At 40.2% G+C, this 17,972-nt stretch carries 17 protein-coding genes and 1 tRNA gene; 13 read left to right on the top strand and 5 right to left on the bottom strand.

Going from position 1 to position 17,972, the window contains the following annotated elements; all coding sequences use genetic code 11:
* Window positions 1-12: 12 nt before the first annotated feature.
* From BMZ99_RS15135 to BMZ99_RS15165, 6 genes are all read left to right on the top strand, one after another.
* Window positions 13-103, top strand: a tRNA-Ser gene (locus tag BMZ99_RS15135).
* A 402-nt stretch (window positions 104-505) separates the two neighbouring features.
* Entirely contained in the window at window positions 506-796 is a 291-nt protein-coding gene (locus BMZ99_RS15145; RefSeq protein WP_090938927.1) for a hypothetical protein, read from the top strand.
* A gap of 264 nt (window positions 797-1,060) precedes the next feature.
* Window positions 1,061-2,050, top strand: a complete 990-nt coding sequence (locus tag BMZ99_RS15150; protein ID WP_090938930.1) for a 2-hydroxyacid dehydrogenase — start codon at window positions 1,061-1,063, stop codon at window positions 2,048-2,050.
* 96 nt (window positions 2,051-2,146) lie between these two features.
* A complete protein-coding gene (locus tag BMZ99_RS15155) occupies window positions 2,147-2,989 on the top strand; it encodes a hypothetical protein (protein WP_090938933.1) in 843 nt (280 codons plus the stop codon).
* A gap of 54 nt (window positions 2,990-3,043) precedes the next feature.
* The gene (locus BMZ99_RS15160; RefSeq protein WP_090938936.1) at window positions 3,044-3,559 is read left to right on the top strand and encodes an ECF transporter S component; all 516 of its coding nucleotides are present in this window, start codon (window positions 3,044-3,046) and stop codon (window positions 3,557-3,559) included.
* Complete coding sequence (locus BMZ99_RS15165) at window positions 3,556-4,299, top strand: AIR synthase related protein (protein ID WP_090938940.1); 744 nt, start codon at window positions 3,556-3,558, stop codon at window positions 4,297-4,299. Before BMZ99_RS15160 ends, BMZ99_RS15165 begins: the two co-directional genes overlap by 4 nt.
* A 109-nt stretch (window positions 4,300-4,408) precedes the next feature.
* Here the strand turns inward: BMZ99_RS15165 and BMZ99_RS15170 are convergent, their stop codons facing one another.
* Complete coding sequence (locus BMZ99_RS15170) at window positions 4,409-5,260, bottom strand: methyl-accepting chemotaxis protein (RefSeq protein WP_139214779.1); 852 nt, start codon at window positions 5,258-5,260, stop codon at window positions 4,409-4,411.
* Between the two features lie 212 nt (window positions 5,261-5,472).
* Between BMZ99_RS15170 and BMZ99_RS15175 the strand changes: the two genes are divergently transcribed.
* The 7 genes from BMZ99_RS15175 (at window position 5,473) to BMZ99_RS15205 (ending at window position 13,073) form a co-directional block, all read left to right on the top strand.
* The gene (locus BMZ99_RS15175) at window positions 5,473-7,023 is read left to right on the top strand and encodes a sigma-54 interaction domain-containing protein (protein WP_217645097.1); all 1,551 of its coding nucleotides are present in this window, start codon (window positions 5,473-5,475) and stop codon (window positions 7,021-7,023) included.
* 221 nt (window positions 7,024-7,244) lie between these two features.
* Window positions 7,245-8,429, top strand: a complete 1,185-nt coding sequence (locus BMZ99_RS15180) for an acetyl-CoA C-acetyltransferase (RefSeq protein WP_090938942.1) — start codon at window positions 7,245-7,247, stop codon at window positions 8,427-8,429.
* 23 nt (window positions 8,430-8,452) lie between these two features.
* Complete coding sequence (locus BMZ99_RS15185) at window positions 8,453-9,277, top strand: BKACE family enzyme (RefSeq protein ID WP_090938945.1); 825 nt, start codon at window positions 8,453-8,455, stop codon at window positions 9,275-9,277.
* A gap of 26 nt (window positions 9,278-9,303) precedes the next feature.
* Window positions 9,304-10,251 (top strand): 3-hydroxyacyl-CoA dehydrogenase family protein, encoded by a 948-nt coding sequence (locus BMZ99_RS15190; RefSeq protein WP_217645098.1) that lies wholly within the window; start codon window positions 9,304-9,306, stop codon window positions 10,249-10,251.
* A gap of 38 nt (window positions 10,252-10,289) precedes the next feature.
* Window positions 10,290-11,609, top strand: coding sequence for a short-chain fatty acid transporter (locus BMZ99_RS15195; RefSeq protein WP_090938949.1), 1,320 nt, complete (start codon window positions 10,290-10,292; stop codon window positions 11,607-11,609).
* Window positions 11,610-11,754: 145 nt separating this feature from the next.
* On the top strand, window positions 11,755-12,411 hold the full coding sequence (atoD, locus tag BMZ99_RS15200) for an acetate CoA-transferase subunit alpha (protein ID WP_090938952.1): 657 nt from the start codon (window positions 11,755-11,757) through the stop codon (window positions 12,409-12,411).
* 2 nt (window positions 12,412-12,413) lie between these two features.
* Window positions 12,414-13,073, top strand: coding sequence for a 3-oxoacid CoA-transferase subunit B (locus BMZ99_RS15205; protein ID WP_090938957.1), 660 nt, complete (start codon window positions 12,414-12,416; stop codon window positions 13,071-13,073).
* Between the two features lie 77 nt (window positions 13,074-13,150).
* On the opposite strand, the gene BMZ99_RS15210 is transcribed toward BMZ99_RS15205, so the two are convergent.
* The 4 genes from BMZ99_RS15210 to BMZ99_RS15225 form a co-directional block, all read right to left on the bottom strand.
* Complete coding sequence (locus tag BMZ99_RS15210; RefSeq protein ID WP_090938960.1) at window positions 13,151-14,275, bottom strand: amidohydrolase; 1,125 nt, start codon at window positions 14,273-14,275, stop codon at window positions 13,151-13,153.
* Window positions 14,276-14,304: 29 nt separating this feature from the next.
* The gene (locus BMZ99_RS15215; protein WP_245754995.1) at window positions 14,305-15,219 is read right to left on the bottom strand and encodes a S66 peptidase family protein; all 915 of its coding nucleotides are present in this window, start codon (window positions 15,217-15,219) and stop codon (window positions 14,305-14,307) included.
* Window positions 15,220-15,414: 195 nt separating this feature from the next.
* A complete protein-coding gene (locus tag BMZ99_RS15220; RefSeq protein ID WP_090938967.1) occupies window positions 15,415-17,007 on the bottom strand; it encodes a peptide ABC transporter substrate-binding protein in 1,593 nt (530 codons plus the stop codon).
* 146 nt (window positions 17,008-17,153) lie between these two features.
* Complete coding sequence (locus BMZ99_RS15225; RefSeq protein ID WP_090938969.1) at window positions 17,154-17,939, bottom strand: serine hydrolase; 786 nt, start codon at window positions 17,937-17,939, stop codon at window positions 17,154-17,156.
* Window positions 17,940-17,972: the final 33 nt, after the last annotated feature.

Here is a 17,972-nt window from a genome sequence, read left to right on the forward strand (position 1 = left end):
AGATCAGGTCACGGAGAGGTGGCTGAGCTGGTCGAAGGCGCTCGACTCGAAATCGAGTAGGCGGGAAACTGTCTCGTGGGTTCGAATCCCACCCTCTCCGCCATGAAGTCAATCATACCAAAAGTTGTAGCTGCTTGCAGTTAAGACTTTTGGTTTTTTATTTTTATAAAGATATTCTGATAGTTAGCTGCGTCATTTTAGCAGATCGTATTTTATGTATAACAGGAGTATAGTAAAGACTAGCGTTAGTGTCTAGAGGACCAACGCTAGTCTTTTGCATTAACAAAATCTAGCGAAATTTTTAAATATACACCTTTTAGGAGAGGTAACGATTTTCAAAATGGTTTATGCTAATAGTAAGGATAAATAAAAGAGAAAAAAATTTTGGTAGTGTATGATGAGTAAAGAAGCAGTAATTGAAGTAATAAGTAGTATGCAAGATGAAATCATCTCAGGACAAGATAGCAGATAAAAAGAATAAAGATGGAATTAGGAGGGAAAAAGCGTGATTGTTTTTAATGAGGCTACTATAAAAAAAATACTGTTAAATGAAGGGTATTCAGATGAGGGGGAGATTGACATGATATTTAATGAATTAAATATCATAGATGCAAGCCTGCAAATCGTGCTTGATGCTTATCTAGCAGATCGAACAATCCTAGATAAATTTAAGGTAGAAGGTCTAACGATGCATATAATCATGACAAAGTTTAAATGTGATTTTTGGAAGGCATTAGGCTTCATGAATACAAGCATTTCAAACCATCATTTGGCGAAGGAACTATATGATATGTAGCCAATGGAATAAATCTATTATGGCATAGAAAGAGCACCCTAGAGGCTGGATAATATATACACATACTACCAGAAGTTGTAGCTGCTTGCAGTGAAGACATCTGGTTTTTTCATCGGGCTAAACACTAATTCTGGGGTTATGGGTCAAATGAATTGTATCAGATGAGAATTATTAAAGAATCCTATTGTCATGCAGGATTTTGTATCGTGTTGGCAAATAAAAAGAATATAGGATTGTAGATAATAAAGATAGAGGTGCATATAGATGAATAAACCAAAGGTAGTGCTAATTGGTGCATTGATGGATCCAGCTTTAGAAAAATTGCAGAATTTTTGTAGTGTTAAGCAATGGGACGAACAACAGAGCATTCCCCAAGAGATATTAATGGAATGGGTTGCCGATGCTGAAGGTCTGATTGTGAATAATAGCGTCACTGTTAATGAAGAACTGCTGCAGCATGCGCCAAGACTCAAAGTGATCGCGCAGGTTAGCGTCGGATATGATAATGTTGATATTGAAGCTTGCTCAAAATATAAGATACCTTTTGGTAATACGCCGGGAGTTCTTGTTGATGCTACTGCTAATCTGGCATTTTCTCTTTTGTTATGCTCAACGAGGAGAATTCATGAAGGATGGGATTTCATCAGGTCAAATTCTTGGGCACTCGGTCATAGATTAGCTTTGGGTACTGATATTGCTGGTAAGACTCTTGGGATTGTCGGCATGGGGCAAATTGGAGCTGCGGTTGCTCAAAGAGCAAATGCTTTTGGCATGAATGTAATATATTATAATCGGAATCGCCGCCAGGATGATGAGAAAATTGGTGCAGCCTATCAATCTTTTGAGTTTTTATTAAAAGAGTCTGATGCGATCATCGTATTGACTCCTCTCTCCCAAGAGACAAGAGGTTTATTTGGTCCGGCAGAGTTTCGTAAAATGAAATCTACAGCCTGCTTTATTAATGTATCAAGAGGTTCTGTAGTGGATACAGATGCATTAGTAGAAGCTCTGCAAACAGGAGAGATTGCTTATGCCGCTCTTGATGTTACTGATCCAGAGCCATTGGCTCAAGATCATCCTATACTGAAACTCTCTAATATTCTCATTACGCCTCATATTGGCAGTGCAACGTTAGAGACGCGTACTGCAATGGCACAGCTTACGGTTGATAATATTCTTGCGGGGCTGGCAGATAGGCCTATGGCAGCATGTGTGAATGCAAGCAAGATTACTGAGAAGAATGAGAAGCCATGAAGTATGGTAAGCTAGTCTTTTCCTGTTTAATTTAATCGGAATTAGGTAATAGTATCAATAATTGCATAGCGATATTATTGAAGGTGAGGAGATTGAATGCTGCCTTCTGCTTATTGGTATTATGGACTAATGATTATAAGCCTAATTCTTATTGTCGTGTCACTCATTTATAAAAAGGACTTGAGATTGCTGGCATTGCATTTGCAGATAAGCGCAGTGATTTATCCCTTTGAGATTATTGTCCTAATCCTATTAAATGGATATTATTATCTGCCTGGTATTTTGCAGGATGCAAGGTTGGATAATTACTTAGGATCTTATGTGTCGAATTTTTTTATTATTCCGGCCTCAGCTGTTGTAATTAATGCTTTTTCAATGTCTTGGAATTATGTAATTGGTATTGCGGCTATTTTTATGGGAATAGACTGGTATTTTACAGAGCTGGGCATCTATCGGCACTTTTGGTGGAAATCCTTATATACTGGAATTGGGCTTTGTATTCTTTATGAAATTAGTAAATGGATTTGGAGAGGACTGCATACTAAAGAACCATCTTTATGGTTTAGGGTTTTTACTATTTATATGACTTACGCATCCCTTCATAATATAATTGTTTTTAGTCTGAATCGGGGAGGAGAATTATTCAGATTTCAAATTAACTGGTTTTTAGATCCAGAAAAAGGCCATCAGTTTTTCTCCTTTCTGCATTTAATGTTTACGAGCATTATTATAACGATATGTCTTGGCTTACGATTTCGGTATCGGCTAATAAGCATAGTAATTTTGACTATGCTTAATTGTTTTCTTGAGCAGCATTATATTTTTATTCCCTTAATGGAAAATATTTCAGCAATATATTTTATCTTAGTTTCCATGATAGTAGTACTCCTTATCATTGTTCTTTTTACTCTAGCCAAATTAAAATATTTATTTCCTTAGTAAAAGAAATATAGACTCGTCTTATTTCAGTATATGAAAGTGGGAGAGGAAATTTTGAAGACAAAAGAAATCGTCTTAACGGCTCTTTTTATTGCATTGAGTTTTATTGGAGCTTCTGTCAAAGTTATGGGGAGTATTGCTTTTGATTCTATGCCAGGATTTTTGGGAGCTCTGCTGCTTGGACCGACCTACGGTGCTTTCATTGGAATGACGGGACATTTATTGACAGCGATGCTGTCCGGATTTCCACTGTCTTTTCCTGTTCACATGATTATCATGATTGATATGGGATTAACAATGGCAGTTTTTAGTCTGGTCTATCAAAAGATCGCAAAGAAAGATGATTTCTCCCTTAAAGGAGTTATCGTAGCGGGAATCTTGGGGGTTATCATGAATGGACCCATCTCGCTGATTATGTTAATCCCATTCTTGCTTCCTGCAATCGGGTTCGCAGGAATGATTGCTTTTTTGCCAGTGCTGTCAGGTATAGCTGCGCTTAATATTATCCTTGCGTGCTTTGTATATAAGTTGTTGCCTTATAGAATAGAAAAGGTCAGGAAGAAAATATGAAGATACAAAAAATAAGAGACTTGACGCTGATTGATTTGGGGCAAGAAAAAACCGTAGTTGTTGCTTGTGACAGCTGTGGTGGAATTGGGTTAAAGGAACATGATGTTCTTAAGGTTTCTCCTTTTATCACGGGCAAATATACAGCAAGAGTTGCCATCTTCGAAATTATATGTTCAGGCGCTGAGGTAGTTTGTTTAGCCAATACTATTTGCAACGAGATGGAAGTTACAGGTAAAAAAATTATAGCAGGTATTGAAGAAGAATTAGAAGAGGCTGGTATAGGAAAAATTGTATTAACGGGAAGCACAGAAGAAAATTTTGCGACATTTGCTACTGGGTTTGGAGTTACAGCAGTGGGAATTGTCGAAAATAAAAATTTAAAAGTAAATAATGTAAAAACGGAAGCTCTCTTAATTTCCATTGGCCAGCCCAAAGTAGGGGAGGAAGTAATAACAAGCGTAAAAGGTGACATCGCGAGTTATGACGTATTAAAGGGGTTACTTTGCTACGACAAAGTTTATGAGCTAGTTCCTGTTGGTTCAAAAGGTATATTGTACGAGGCGCAGCAATTAGCTTTAAATAATAATATGCAGCTCATTTTAAATCATAATGCTCAAATTGATATTCAGAAATCTGCGGGACCGAGCACGGTGGTTATTGCAGCGATCGAAGAGTGCTTTTTTCAGCACATCAATATTCCGGGAAATGTAGAAGTGCTTGGTAGGCTGAAAGTAAAGTAGAAAAACTGCTGCAAAGTAAATTTATTTTGCAGCAGTTTTTTAGTAATAGTTTCTTGATTAATGGATAAATTCCAATTCGAGTTGGTGCCTGGTTCAACTTAATTGGAATTTATTTGTTATCTGAGCTTAAATTATCTGCCATTGCATTAAGTTGGTGTACCAGGTCGCCCGTTTCCTGGGCAGCGCTGGCTACATTTATTATAGCTGCAGCGATTTGGGATACTGCTTCCTTTATCCGAGTCAAATTGTGGTAGATACGATCACTGTCAGTCTGAACCATATTGATGATCGTGTCAATCTCTTTTATGGAAGCTGTGCTGTTTGTTGATAGTTTTCGGATTTCTTCCGCGACTACACTAAAACCTCGTCCGAGATCGCCTACGCGAGCTGCTTCTATAGCAGCATTCAGTCCTAATAGATTCGTTTGGGCGGCAACATTCTTAATCATTCCAATGACCTGGCTGGTATTTTTGACTTGTACTTGTGAATTAAGAGAGTCTTCTGCCAAGGTGCTGATAAGAACAGAAATTTCTTCAGATTGAGCAGATATCTCCTCGGTGGTACTGGCTAGCATGGTGATGTTGTCTGATAGACTTGATGCCATTCCCTTTATCGTATCTTGTAGTTTTGCTGATTCGCTAATGACTGCACAGCCTATTACATCACCTGATTTTCCAAAGACCGGACAAGCTACAGCAATATAGGGCATACCAAAGAGTGTCTTGTCGCCTCTAACTACTATGCGACGTTTTTCCTCCATGGCTTGAACAACAGCAGATCCTGGCTTTATTAACGTCCCTGGAGAAACGTTCATATCGAGCTCCTTACCAGGTTTATAAAGCAGATATTTTTCACGATCTGTCAAACCTACACCAATATCTTTCACTGATAATTCATTAAGAAAAGGCAATACATATAAAAAGTGCTCCAAAAAAGTATTTTTTTCTTCTGCGTTCATCATACAACATCCCCTCAAATCTTTATTATAAGATCAAATTCATCATGTAGTACTGCAAGTCTTGTGCCAAAATGACATAGGGAATGTTTTCACAAAAATTGTATTCGACGGATTTTTCAGATATGATTAGTAGCAGATCATCGATATGCAGAAGTGTTTTAGAAGCTATTTGATCGGTTTAAAAATATAAAAAGACTGTTATAAGGAGCGATGCTATGGATCACGGGAACCAATTTTCCTCAATGATATTTTTAGAAAATTTGATTAAAAAGTTTAGCGATAATACTCATGATAGTACCATGACAAAAGAGGAAATCATAGATGGACTAAAGTGGATAAGAGAAGAATTTAGGCAGTTAAAGGAACTTGATTTTAGAGAGATCGGAGATCATCTTTATGATGGATTATACATAGCAGACGGTAATGGAAAGACCCTTTACGTGAATAAAGCGTATACAAGAATAACAGGTTTAAAAGCGGAGGAAGTAGTAGATAAATATGTGAATGATATTATTAAAGAAGGCTTATATAAGAATGCAGTAACTCCTGAGGTGATAAAACAAAAGAAACAAGTGAATTCAATGGGGACAAGTACACGAAATGGAATCAAGATGCTAATTACGGGTAATCCGATTTTAGACCAGGAGGGCAACGTTAAAAAGGTAGTCGTTATTGACAGGGAAATTACTGATCTTTTGGCAATGCAAGCCGAAGTAGAGGCGACGCAACAAAAAATGAAGGCAGTCGAAAAAGATGAACGTAAACGTAAGCAGGAGATTCAGCATTTAAGAAAGATACAGCTGAATCAGAACCTAATAGGGAAAAGTATAGGAACTCAACAAGTAACGGAGAAGATACATCAGATCGCTAATTTGGATGTTACGGTTTTAATTATGGGAGAAACAGGTACTGGAAAAGAGGTTGTAGCAGATGAGATTTATTTAAATAGCATGAGGAAGGAAGCTCCTTTTATAAAAGTGAATTGCGCCGCGATTCCTGCTACTTTATTGGAGGCGGAACTTTTTGGATATGAAAAAGGTTCTTTTACTGGTGCGTCCATTTCAGGGAAAATGGGTATGTTTGAATTGGCTGATAAAGGTACACTGCTGCTGGATGAAATCGGAGAAATGACAATGGAACTGCAGTCGAAATTACTGCGGGTTATTCAGCATAAAGAAGTTACAAGAATTGGAGGCAGAAGGCCTGTTAAACTTGATGTGCGAATTCTTGCAGCAACAAACTGCGAATTAAGAGAGATGGTACAGAAGGGCAAATTCCGAGAGGATTTATATTATCGGTTAAATGTATTTCCTATTCATATTCCCCCGCTCCGTTTAAGAGGTGAGGATATTATTTTGTTAACACAGCATTTTCTTAGTATCTATAATGGCAAATATGGTAAATTCACGATAATCGAAGCATTAGGTATGGAAGTCTTGATGCAATATTTTTGGCCAGGTAATATAAGGGAATTAAAAAATATTATTGAAAGGTTAGTAATTGTTTCAGATCATAGTGCAGTTATTAGCGGGGAACAGATTGCAATTTTATTAAATCTTGAACCTTATTATGCTGAATTTATGAATAAGGAAATAGGACTTAAAGAGATTGTTGCGAATGTTGAAAAAAAGACGATAGAAAAAGCGTTAGCAACTTACGGAAGTACTAGAAAAGTGGCAAAAGTGTTGAAAATAGATCAATCTACAGTAGTGAAGAAGGCAAAGAAATTAGGGATTGGTATAGGTGATGAAAAAGAGAATCGGTAATGATGCAATTTTTCATCGGATAAAAGAATAATAAATTAAGTGACTTTTCTGTTTTTTATGCGATAAGTTGATGAATTATTTCATCGGCTTATCGCTTTTATATTGGAGTTTATAGTAGAATCCTCTCAAATTCATTTGGCACGATAGTTGCAATAATCATGGACGTAGGATACGGCAAGCAGTCGGTAACTAGTATATAAGGCTAACAGGAGTGTGAGAGTATGAAAGAAGTGGTTATTGTAAGTGCAGCTCGAACTGCGATAGGAACATTCAATGGTTCACTGTCCTCTTTTTCTGCCCAGGAATTGGGAAGCATCATCATCAAAGCTGCTCTAGAACGTGCACATTTGGTGGGAGACACTGTAGATGAGGTCATAATGGGAAATGTGCTGCAAGCTGGTTTAGGTCAGAATCCAGCACGACAGGCAGCAATCAAAGCTGGAGTTGCTGTTGAAGTGCCATCCTTCACCATTAATAAGGTTTGTGGTTCAGGTCTTAAGGCTGTAAATTTGGCAGCTCAGTCTATTATGACTGGTGATGCTGATATTGTCGTCGCTGGAGGTATGGAGAGTATGACAAATGCTCCTTATCTTTTAGACAGCAAGGCACGCTGGGGGTATCGAATGGGAAATAGCAAGCTCACAGATGTTATGATTCAAGATGGTCTGTGGTGTGCATTTCATGATTATCATATGGGTGTTACTGCAGAAAACGTAGCAGCTAAATATGGCATCACCCGAGAAGAACAAGATCGTCTAGCTTTTGAATCCCAGTCTAAAGCCATTAAAGCGATTGACAGAGGTGCCTTTAAAGAGGAAATCGTGCCAGTAACTATCAGAGGGAAAAAGGGAAATACCGTTTTCGATACAGATGAATTTCCTAAAAGGGAGACCACTGCAGATGCCCTCTCGGGTTTACGTACAGCGTTCAAAAAAGAAGGCGGTACTGTAACTGCCGGCAATGCTTCCGGTATCAATGATGGTGCTGCGGCCCTAGTGGTAATGAGCGCTGACAAGGCTAAGGCACTGGGGATTAAACCCTTAGCACGAATTATCGGCTATGGATCAGGCGGAGTTGATCCATCTATCATGGGGATGGGGCCTGTACCAGCAGTCCACAAGGCCTTGTCAAAGACAGGTTTATCAATTAAAGATATTGATCTTTTTGAAGCGAATGAGGCATTTGCCGCCCAATTCCTAGCAGTAGGGAAAGAACTCGGTTTACCAAAAGAGAAAATTAATGTTCATGGTGGTGCCGTTGCTCTTGGACATCCTATCGGCGCCAGTGGTGCCCGTATACTTGTTACGCTGCTTCATGGCATGCAGCAACGTGGTGCGAAGCGTGGTCTGGCAACCCTTTGCATTGGCGGCGGGCAAGGCGTTGCTACAATTATAGAATTAGTTTAAGAAACTACAAGGAGAGATAAATTATGGGAAAAACGATTATTACAGTTGCAACCACCGGTGCTTGGCCTAAGAAAGAGAATAATCCTAATGTGCCAATGACTCCAAAAGAAATTGCTGAAGATGTGTACCAATGCTGGCAGGCCGGTGCATCAGTGGCTCATCTGCATATGCGGGATGATGAGGGAAACGGTACCATGAGTACTGAGAAATTCATCGAAACAGTCACTCGTATTAAAGAGAAAAATTGTCCAATTGTCCTGAATCTCACCACTTCCGGGGATCTGCATGCTACAGAGGAAACAAGGATGGCTCACCTCATTGCTCTTAAACCTGAAATGTGCTCTTATGATGCTGGGTCCATGAACTGGATGCATACAGGTTTATTCTTGAATCCTCCAGCTTTTTTGGAAAAATTGGGATTAGTCGCACAAGAAAATGGTATTAAGCCTGAGGTCGAAGTGTTTGATGCCAGCTTTATATACAATGCTTTATACTATCAAAGAAAAGGTATCTTAAAAGGTCCGATTCACTTTCAATTTTGTATGGGGGCGGCAGGCGGTACAGCCGCTACGGTAGAAAATCTTGTTTACCTGAAAAGTCTTATTCCAAAGGACTCCACGTGGTCGGCATTCGGGATTGGTGCTGGACATGTGCCAATTCAGCTGGCTACGATCGCTTTAGGTGGACATATTCGTCTTGGTATGGAAGATAATGTGATGTACGCTAAGAATCGTTTGGCTAAGTCAAATGTTGAATTTGTTGAAAGAGCGGTTAGACTTGTTAAAGAGGCAAATGGTACTGTCGCTACCACAGAGGATGCCAGAGAAATTTTAGGATTGAGAAAATAGATTGGCAAGGGATAAGAGGGAGAGTTATGATGATTAAAAAAATAGCAGTTTTGGGTTCAGGTACTATGGGACATGGGATCGCCGAAGCCTTTGCCATGTATGGATATGAGGTCAATTTGTATGATACGGATGTAGTCAGACTACAGGCTGCTAAGAAAGAAATTAAAGAAGAACTGGAATTATTAGTTGAGGAAGGTTTTATTGCAACTGAAACAATCCAGCCTACACTTGATCGCATTAATTTATTAAGTGATTTAAAGCAAACAGTGGCTGATCGTGACTATGTCATCGAAGCAGTGCCTGAAGTTATAAAACTTAAACAGGACTTATTTAAGCAATTAGATGAATATTGTCCAGAGCATACAATTTTGACAAGCAATACATCCAGCCTATCTTTGGTTGAGATGATGGCACTTGTCAGTGACGAACGTAAGCAAAAAATGATGGTAAGTCATTGGTATAATCCAGGTCATTTGATGCCTCTTGTCGAGTTATCCTATTTTGGCAACATGCCAGAGAAGGGTTATAAAGAGGTTGAGGAGTTGTATGCTTCCATCAAAAAGCAAACGGTTAAGGTATTGAAAGATGTTCCAGGGCTCGTGGCTAATCGAATTCAGCAAGGGGTGGCAAGAGAAGCATTCTCTATTATTGAATTGGGCATTGCAGCTCCAGAGGATGTTGATAAAGCATTGAAATTTGGACCAGCCTTTCGATATGCTACAACGGGGCAGCTGGAAGTGGCAGATTTTGGCGGTCTCGATATTTGGTGTATTGTAGGAGATAACTTGCTTAAAGTAATCGATAATTCTCAGTCAGCCAACAATCTCTTAAGGCAGAAGGTAGCGGAGGGGAAACTAGGCATAAAATCTGGAGAAGGTTTTTTTAAGTACAATCAAGCAGAAATCCCTAGTATTAAGAAAAAATTTATGAAAAAATTGATTCATCAATTAAAAGCGTCACATTATTATATCTAAGATTCAAGAGGAAAATAAAAGAGAATGGGCGTGTAACTATGATTAATAGACTTCTCATGTTTTTTGTAAATTTGATGCAAAAATATCTTCCCGATCCGTTTACTATCGCTTGGATGATCTCTCTGGTTGTCGTGGCTATGGCCTTAGGTATTACTCATACGCCAATCATGAAAATTGTAGATGACTGGGGGAAAGGATTCTTCGGTATCTTGGCTTTTGCCATGCAAATGACTCTAGTGATCGTGAGTGGCTATGCGTTAGCTGCATCTCCCATCGTTCGCAGGTTTCTTCGATCCGTAGCTGGGGTACCGCGTACCCCTGTACAGACCATACTATTCATTGGATTTATCTCCATGGTATTATACTATCTGAATTGGGGTTTAGGGTTGATTGCGGGTGGACTGCTTGCCCGTGAAGCAGCTAAACTCCATCCAGACGTGGACTTTCGTTTGTTAGTTGCAGCCGCCTTTTCGGGGATTATCATTACTCACGGTGGTATGTCAGCATCGGTACCTCTATTGATCAATACTAAGGGGCATTTTTTGGAAAAGCAAATTGGGCTTATTCCCTTGTCCCAAACCATTTTTCATCCACAAGCCCTATTTATTACGATTACGTTAGCTATTGTAATTCCACTAGTTCTTGTATTGATGATTCCTAAAAAGGAAGATATGGTTTTGGCCGACCCTAGCCTGTTTGAGGATGAGCAGGCTTCAGTCCTAGCACCAGCAGAAAAACAGTTGGCTGACCATATAGACTCTAACCCTATCTTGAATTATTCTTTAGGGTTAATGGGAGTCGCTTATGTTGTTAATTTTTTTCTAACAGGTGGAACCTTGAATTTAAACATATTGATATTCAGCTTTATAATTTTAGGCATATTAGCCCATGGTTCGCTGATTAATTATACGAAAGCTATGTCAAAAGGTGCTGGTACGGCGGCAGGAATTATCCTTCAATACCCCTTTTATGCAGGAATTATGTCAATTATGGATGGAAGTGGGCTGGTAATTTGGATCTCCGACTTGCTTTTAAAAGCGGCAAGTTACCAAACATTCGAGTTGTATTGTTACTTCTCATCCCTGATTATCAGTATCTTTGTTCCATCAGCCGGAGGCCATTGGGTTGTACAGGCACCGTTTATGCTGCCGGCAGCAGCGCAATTGGGCGTTGAGCCTTGGAAAGTGGCTATGGGTGCCGCCTGGGGTGAAAGTATCTGGAATGTGGTTTGCCCTTTTTGGGCTTTGCCCTTACTTGCAATCGCCAATATTAGTATCCGTGATCTGATCGGTTTTTCTGTGTTGTTGTTCTTTATTGGTAACGTAGTTGCCATAACTGGTATTATGTTGTTTCAGTAAAATGTAAGCTATTAAAAAAGTAAAGGCTACCAACAAAACGGGTAGCTTTTACTTTAGCCCAAATATGCTAGCTATATTTAGAATTAAGCTTTATATGCAATGATATAAGTGTCTTAACGTATTATTCAAAAGGAGATTTAATAAGGTGAGTAAATTAATCTGTATTGAACAAGTGGCAGAATTTCTGTATGATGGCATGGTTGCCATGTTTGGTGGTTTTCTAGGGGTAGGAACTCCAGAGGAAATCATACAGGTTATGATTGATAATAGTGTGAGTAACATCACGTTAATTGCTAATGATACGTCATTTGTGGATAAAGGGGTTGGAAAGCTGATAGCGAATCGCCAGGTAACAAAGGCCATCGTTTCTCATATTGGCACGAATCCATCTACTGGAAAGCAAATGATTGCGAATGAAATAGAAGTGGAATTAGTTCCTCAAGGAACTCTGATAGAACGGATTCGTTGCGGTGGGTCTGGATTAGGTGGTTTTCTTACACCAACAGGAATCGGCACCATGGTGGAAAAAGGTAAACAAAAACTAGTTGTTGATGAAAAGGAGTATCTATTAGAAACACCATTGCGGGCAAATATTGCGTTTATTAAAGCAAAAGCAGCGGATAGAGCAGGTAATCTAATTTATGATAAAACTGCAAGGAATTTTAATCCGCTTATAGCAATGGCTGCTGATATGGTTATAGCTGAAGTAGACGAAATAGTTGAAATTGGTGCTATTGACCCTGATCAAGTGATAACTCCAGGGATTTTGGTGGACAAAATCATCTGTAAGAGAGGATGTTAAGAATGAAGTCATTAGATGCAAAAGCAATCATTGCCAGGCGTGTGGCGCTGGAATTAAGGGATGGCGATGTTGTTAATCTCGGAATCGGACTGCCGACCATGGTTGCCGGTTATTTACCGCAAGAAGTCCATGTGGTCTTCCATTCGGAGAATGGTTTCGTTGGCCTCGGTCCCGCCGACGGTACTATAAATCCTAATCTCGTGAATGCTGGTGGTCAGCCAGCAGGAGCAATTCCGGGTGCAGCGATGTTTGATAGTGCGATGTCATTTGCCTTAATCCGCGGGGGGCATGTAGATGTTACTGTACTTGGAGGGTTACAGGTAGACAGTGATGGCAACCTGTCAAATTGGATGGTTCCCGGAAAAATGGTTCCAGGCATGGGAGGAGCTATGGATTTAGTTGTTGGTGCAAAAAAAGTCATTATTGCTATGGAGCATTGTGCGAAAGATGGATCAGCAAAAATTCTTAATAAATGTACGCTGCCCTTGACGGGTAAGGCAGTAGTAACAATGATTGTCACTGAACTTGCAGTATTCAAGATAAGTAAAGATGGGCTTATCTTAGAAGAAATTGCCGAAGGAGTTTGTATCGAGGCACTTCGCAGTATAACGGAAGCAGGCTTTAACGTTAGCCCAACTATTCAAACTATGCAGGGTTTTTAGAGAAGGCAGATATGAAGAAGAAAGAAGACTTGATTCTTAGGAGTAAAACTCCGCCGAATCAAGTCTTCCTTTATGATTTAGAAATCGAGCAGATCAATCGCTGTCATGGCCATCGCTTTCGCCCCTATTAAGAGCCGCTCCTGCGCATAGGGGGATCCTGCTGCTGTGGCAAATTCCGGTGTGTGTGCTGAAAGGTGGCTTCCAATGAAAATATCGGGATGGATGGTAGGTGCCGCATGACTGACATTACCGACATCGGTAGAGCCATCTGCATCGTTTGGCTCCAGCAAGGTGACTTTTTCTCCTAGAAATGTCATATTCTCTTGAAATAATTCCATTAGCTCAGGATCATTTAGCAGTTCTTTAAATAAAGGTTCATAATGCACAGCCTCAACTCTTGTATTTGTGGCAAGTGCGATACCATCTGCCAGCCTTCTTACGGCGGGAATGACGGTTTCCTCTAAATAATGAGATGATAAAGCCCGAATGGTAAATTTCCCTTCTGCCTCATCGGTTACAATGTTTGGAGCTGTTCCTCCTTTGGTGATAATTCCTGCTAAGATGGTTTCTTGTGTAAAAGTTTGCTGTAAAGGTTTAATGCCTTGATAAAACATAACAAGGGCATCTAAAGCGTTGACCCCTTTATTTGTTTTGCTGGCTACGTGGGCAGGGTGTCCGCGAAAGGTTACTTTTAAGGGATGAGTGGCGTAAGACGTGCCACCTATGTTGTTGCTGTCGCCAGGATGAATAATTAGGGCTGCCCTTAAATCATCATAAATGCCGTCGGCAGCCATGGCGACTTTGGCACCGCTGGTCTCTTCTGCAGGACAGCCAATTAAATAGGAAACGGCTCGATCTTTTGTTACGGCTGCAAATGCTGCTGCTGCACCCCAGCTCATAGCGGCAATAAGATTGTGTCCGCATGCATGGCCTAGTCCTGGCAATGCATCATATTCAGCGAGAAAAGCAATTTTAGGTCCGCTGGTTCCATAATGGGCAATAAAGGCTGTTTCATAACCGCTAATGTTCTTTTTAACAAGAAAACCTCGTTTTTCAGCTGCGTTAATCAATCGTTGAGCTGCTTGATATTCCTGACCGCTCAGTTCAGGATGCTCGTGTAAGAACAGACTCATATTGATAAGCTCCGGCGCCATTGCATCTACTGCGGCAATTACTTGTTCTTTCCATGCTTTTTTGTCCATGATTATCTTTCACCTCAGTTCTCCAGTCTTTAATTGATAGTAGCAGCTTCAATGATTTCGAAGTTGTTTAAAAAAGAATTCAGTACCCCTGTGACTCCTAGGGGAAGTGTTGCTTTATCGGTAGTATGCCCGAAGTGTAAATGATAGAGGACGGGTTTTTGTAAATTTCCTAAACGATCTCGCAAGACTTCTTCCACAGTGAAGTCAGGTGGTTCTAACTCTAATTCACAGTTGGCGCATACATCAAATACAATTCCTGCTGTATCTTGCAGTTTACCAGCTAATAATAATTGGGTCAGCATTCGGTCTATGCGGTAGGGGGCTTCTGCGACTTCTTCTAAGCACAGAATTTTCTCCCTGGTATCAATTTCATAAGGGGTTCCAAGAGTGGCGGTAATGAGGCTTAAGTTTCCTCCTGTCAGTTGTCCGTGAGCCTCTCCCTGGGCGATAAAGCTGGCAGGCAATGAATCAGCAGGGTTTAAAATGGAACCGAGAGGCGCAGAAACCGTAATCGCTCGTGATAAATAGTCCCAAGTATAATCGGTTAGACCTTTTCCCATATCAGATCCCACCATGGGACCGTGAAAGGTAACGAGGCCGGTTCTTTGCCTAATACTTATGTGTAGAGCGGTTATATCACTATAGCCAACAAATATTTTAGGATTGGCGCGTATTTTGTCATAGTCTAATAACTCCAATAGCCGCATGGTACCATAGCCACCTCGCAAGCAAAAAATGCCATCAATATCAGGTGACGTAAACATTGTATTGATATCTGCCGCTCGCAAGTCATCTGATCCGGCTAAATATCCAAAGGTTTGATCGACTGTTTTACCTAGATGAACGTGAAATCCTTGGTTTTTTAACCACGCTATGCCTGCGAGGGTAGACTCTTCATCCCCGGGACTGGCGGGAGCAACCACACCGATCGTGTCTCCAGGCAAGAGGCGCTTTGGTTTAATTTGAGGAATCGAAAAAATAAGATCACCTCCTATATATTTTTTTGAGCAAAAATACGAAACGCGAAGGCGTGAAGAGGCGAAGTTAATAGGTCGAGTATGTTTGCTCGTGTTCTTCCTCGTTCTTCGTGTCTTCGCGTTTCAAAAGATCTTATTTTTTAAAAAATGCGCAGTATTTTCTTACTTCTCTATATAGGCAGTTTTGAAATCAGCAAGACCAAGTACGGACCAGAAGTAGCCTTTTACAGAAGATCTTGCGACAAATGGCTGGGTTGTATAATAAATGGGAAGGATCACTGCATCATCAAAAAGAACTTTTTCTCCATCATGCATGGCTTGCATACGAACACTTTGATCCATTGTGGATTGGGCAGTTTCAATCAGGTTATTATATGCTGAGTTCTTATATTTAGCATCATTGCTGGGATCTTTAAATACATCCATAAAAGTCATTGGGTCTGCATAGTCACCGACCCAGGACGCCCGTGCAACTTGAAATTCACCTTGAGTTCGTGATTCTAAAAATACTTTTGATTCTTGATTTGTTAAAGTGGCGGTTACACCCAAGTTTTGTTTCCACATTTCTTGAATTGCTTCAGCAATGGATTTATGCATTTCGCCAGTATTAAATAGAATTGTAATAGGAGGCAATCCTTGTCCGCCGGGATAGCCAGCCTCTGTTAACAGCTTTTTAGCTAGCTCGGTATCTTCAATGGCATAATTTCCGCCTTCATCTCGAAAATCTTTACCTGTAGCTGGATTTGTAAGACCTGGTGCCACCCATGCATACGCTGGCTTCTTTCCGCCTTTGATTACATTTTTGACGAGTGCATCGCGATTAATGCCCAAGGTAAGAGCTTTACGTACTTTAGGGTTGTCAAAGGGAGCTTTTTGGGTATTAAATACATAGTAATAGGTGCCTAAGTAAGGGGATATTTGGAGAAGCCCTTCTTTATTCAGACGGTCATGCTCTACAACAGGCGGTTCCACCATCATATCAACTTGTTTATTTTCGAGCAGCGACAATCGGGTTGATTGAGAATCACTTATTGGCCATTCCATTTTTGTGAGTTTCACAGCTGCTGTATCCCAGTATTGATCATTCTTTGCAAAATGAATTTGACCACTGTGAACCCAATGGGTTATTTTGAAAGGGCCATTGCCAACTAAGGTATTCACTTCATTGGCCCATTTGTCAGGACTGGCAGTAACTGTTTTTGGATGAACTGGATAAAAGGAATGAAAGGCTGCTAAGCTTAAGAAATAAGCTGTAGGTTTTTCTAAAGTCACTTCTAGAGTATGCTCATTTAAGGCTTTTACTCCTACAGCGTCAGCTGCAGCTTTTTTTTCATTATATGCTTGCGCGTTTTTTATAGAGAATAACATATAGGCATTTTCAGAAGCAAACTCAGGATTTAAGACGCGCTTCCAGGCAAACTCAAAATCCCCTGCAGTTACAGGATCGCCATTAGACCATTTTGCATTCTGTCGTAAATAAAAAACATACTTGAGACCGTCAGGAGTAACCTCCCAGCGTTCTGCCACGCCGGGAGCAGGCTGGTCTTTTGCATCCAGGCGGGTCAAACCTTCAAAGATCTGCAATTCGACTAAGGATTCTGGAATGGCTGTGGACTTAGCAGGATCTAAGGTTGCCGGTTCCGCCTCTAAGGCATAACGCAGCAGCTGCTCGTTGTTATCTGATTTACTGCAGCCTACTGTTAGGCCAAGGATCATTATTAGCATCATCATGACTAGAAGGACTTTTTTACACATTGTTTTTCCCCCTTAATAGTGAAATGAACTCGGAAATATTCATATATAGCCTAAAGCATAATAGCATAACTTAAGACTAAATAAATTGAGCTTCATTATGCTCGTTATTTGTGTTTTATCTAAATAGACTTTCTTGTTAGGGCATCTTACTTGAACTGTCCAAAATGTTCGTAAATTACCTTGCCAAGGGCAGCGACTAGCTGAAGTCCTTCTACATTAGCGGGAAGATCAGCAGTCATAATGCAAACAATATAAGGACCGCCGGGTAAGAAGAGGATTCCTCCATCGTGCTCTACTCCCGGGAGAGTTCCTGTTTTATGAGCAATTGCTATTTCTTCTGGTAAGAAGAAGGGTAATTTATCTCTAACTTGCTGCCTGGATAAAATATCAATCATTAGTTTGCCATAATCAGCAGGAAGATTGGTATGATCGTAAATTTTTGTTAATAAACATATGATATCTGCTGAAGAGGTTTCGTTTTCCAGACCTGCTGCAGCGGCAGCAAAATCCATCATTTGGCGGCGTAGTACCGTTGATTTTAATCCCAGATGCTCCATGGTTTGGTTTACTGTGCTCATACCAATAAAATCGATAATCATATTGGTTGCGGTATTGTCACTGAGGATAATCATTAAGGTTACAAGTTCTCGAATCGTCATAGCGATACCTGGCCGTAGTTCTTTTAGAATACCAGCCCCGTCTACGCGTAATTCATCCTTTACAATCAGAAGCTGTTCAAGGTCGATTTTGCCAGCTGCTGCTTGGCGCATTACTTCATACATGATCGGGATTTTAATCATACTCGCTGCAGGGAAGACCATGTCGGGATTTAATGCGAAATGCTGGCCATTGGAATGATTCTGAATCACCATTCCCCAGCGGCCTGTATATGCTGCTAAGGTATCTTCGATTTTTTTTTGCAATTCTTTCATAGGTTTCTCCTAACTATTATGTGGTAATTTAAA

The organism is Pelosinus propionicus DSM 13327, assembly GCF_900114615.1.
Taxonomy (GTDB): Bacteria; Bacillota; Negativicutes; order DSM-13327; family DSM-13327; genus Pelosinus; species Pelosinus propionicus.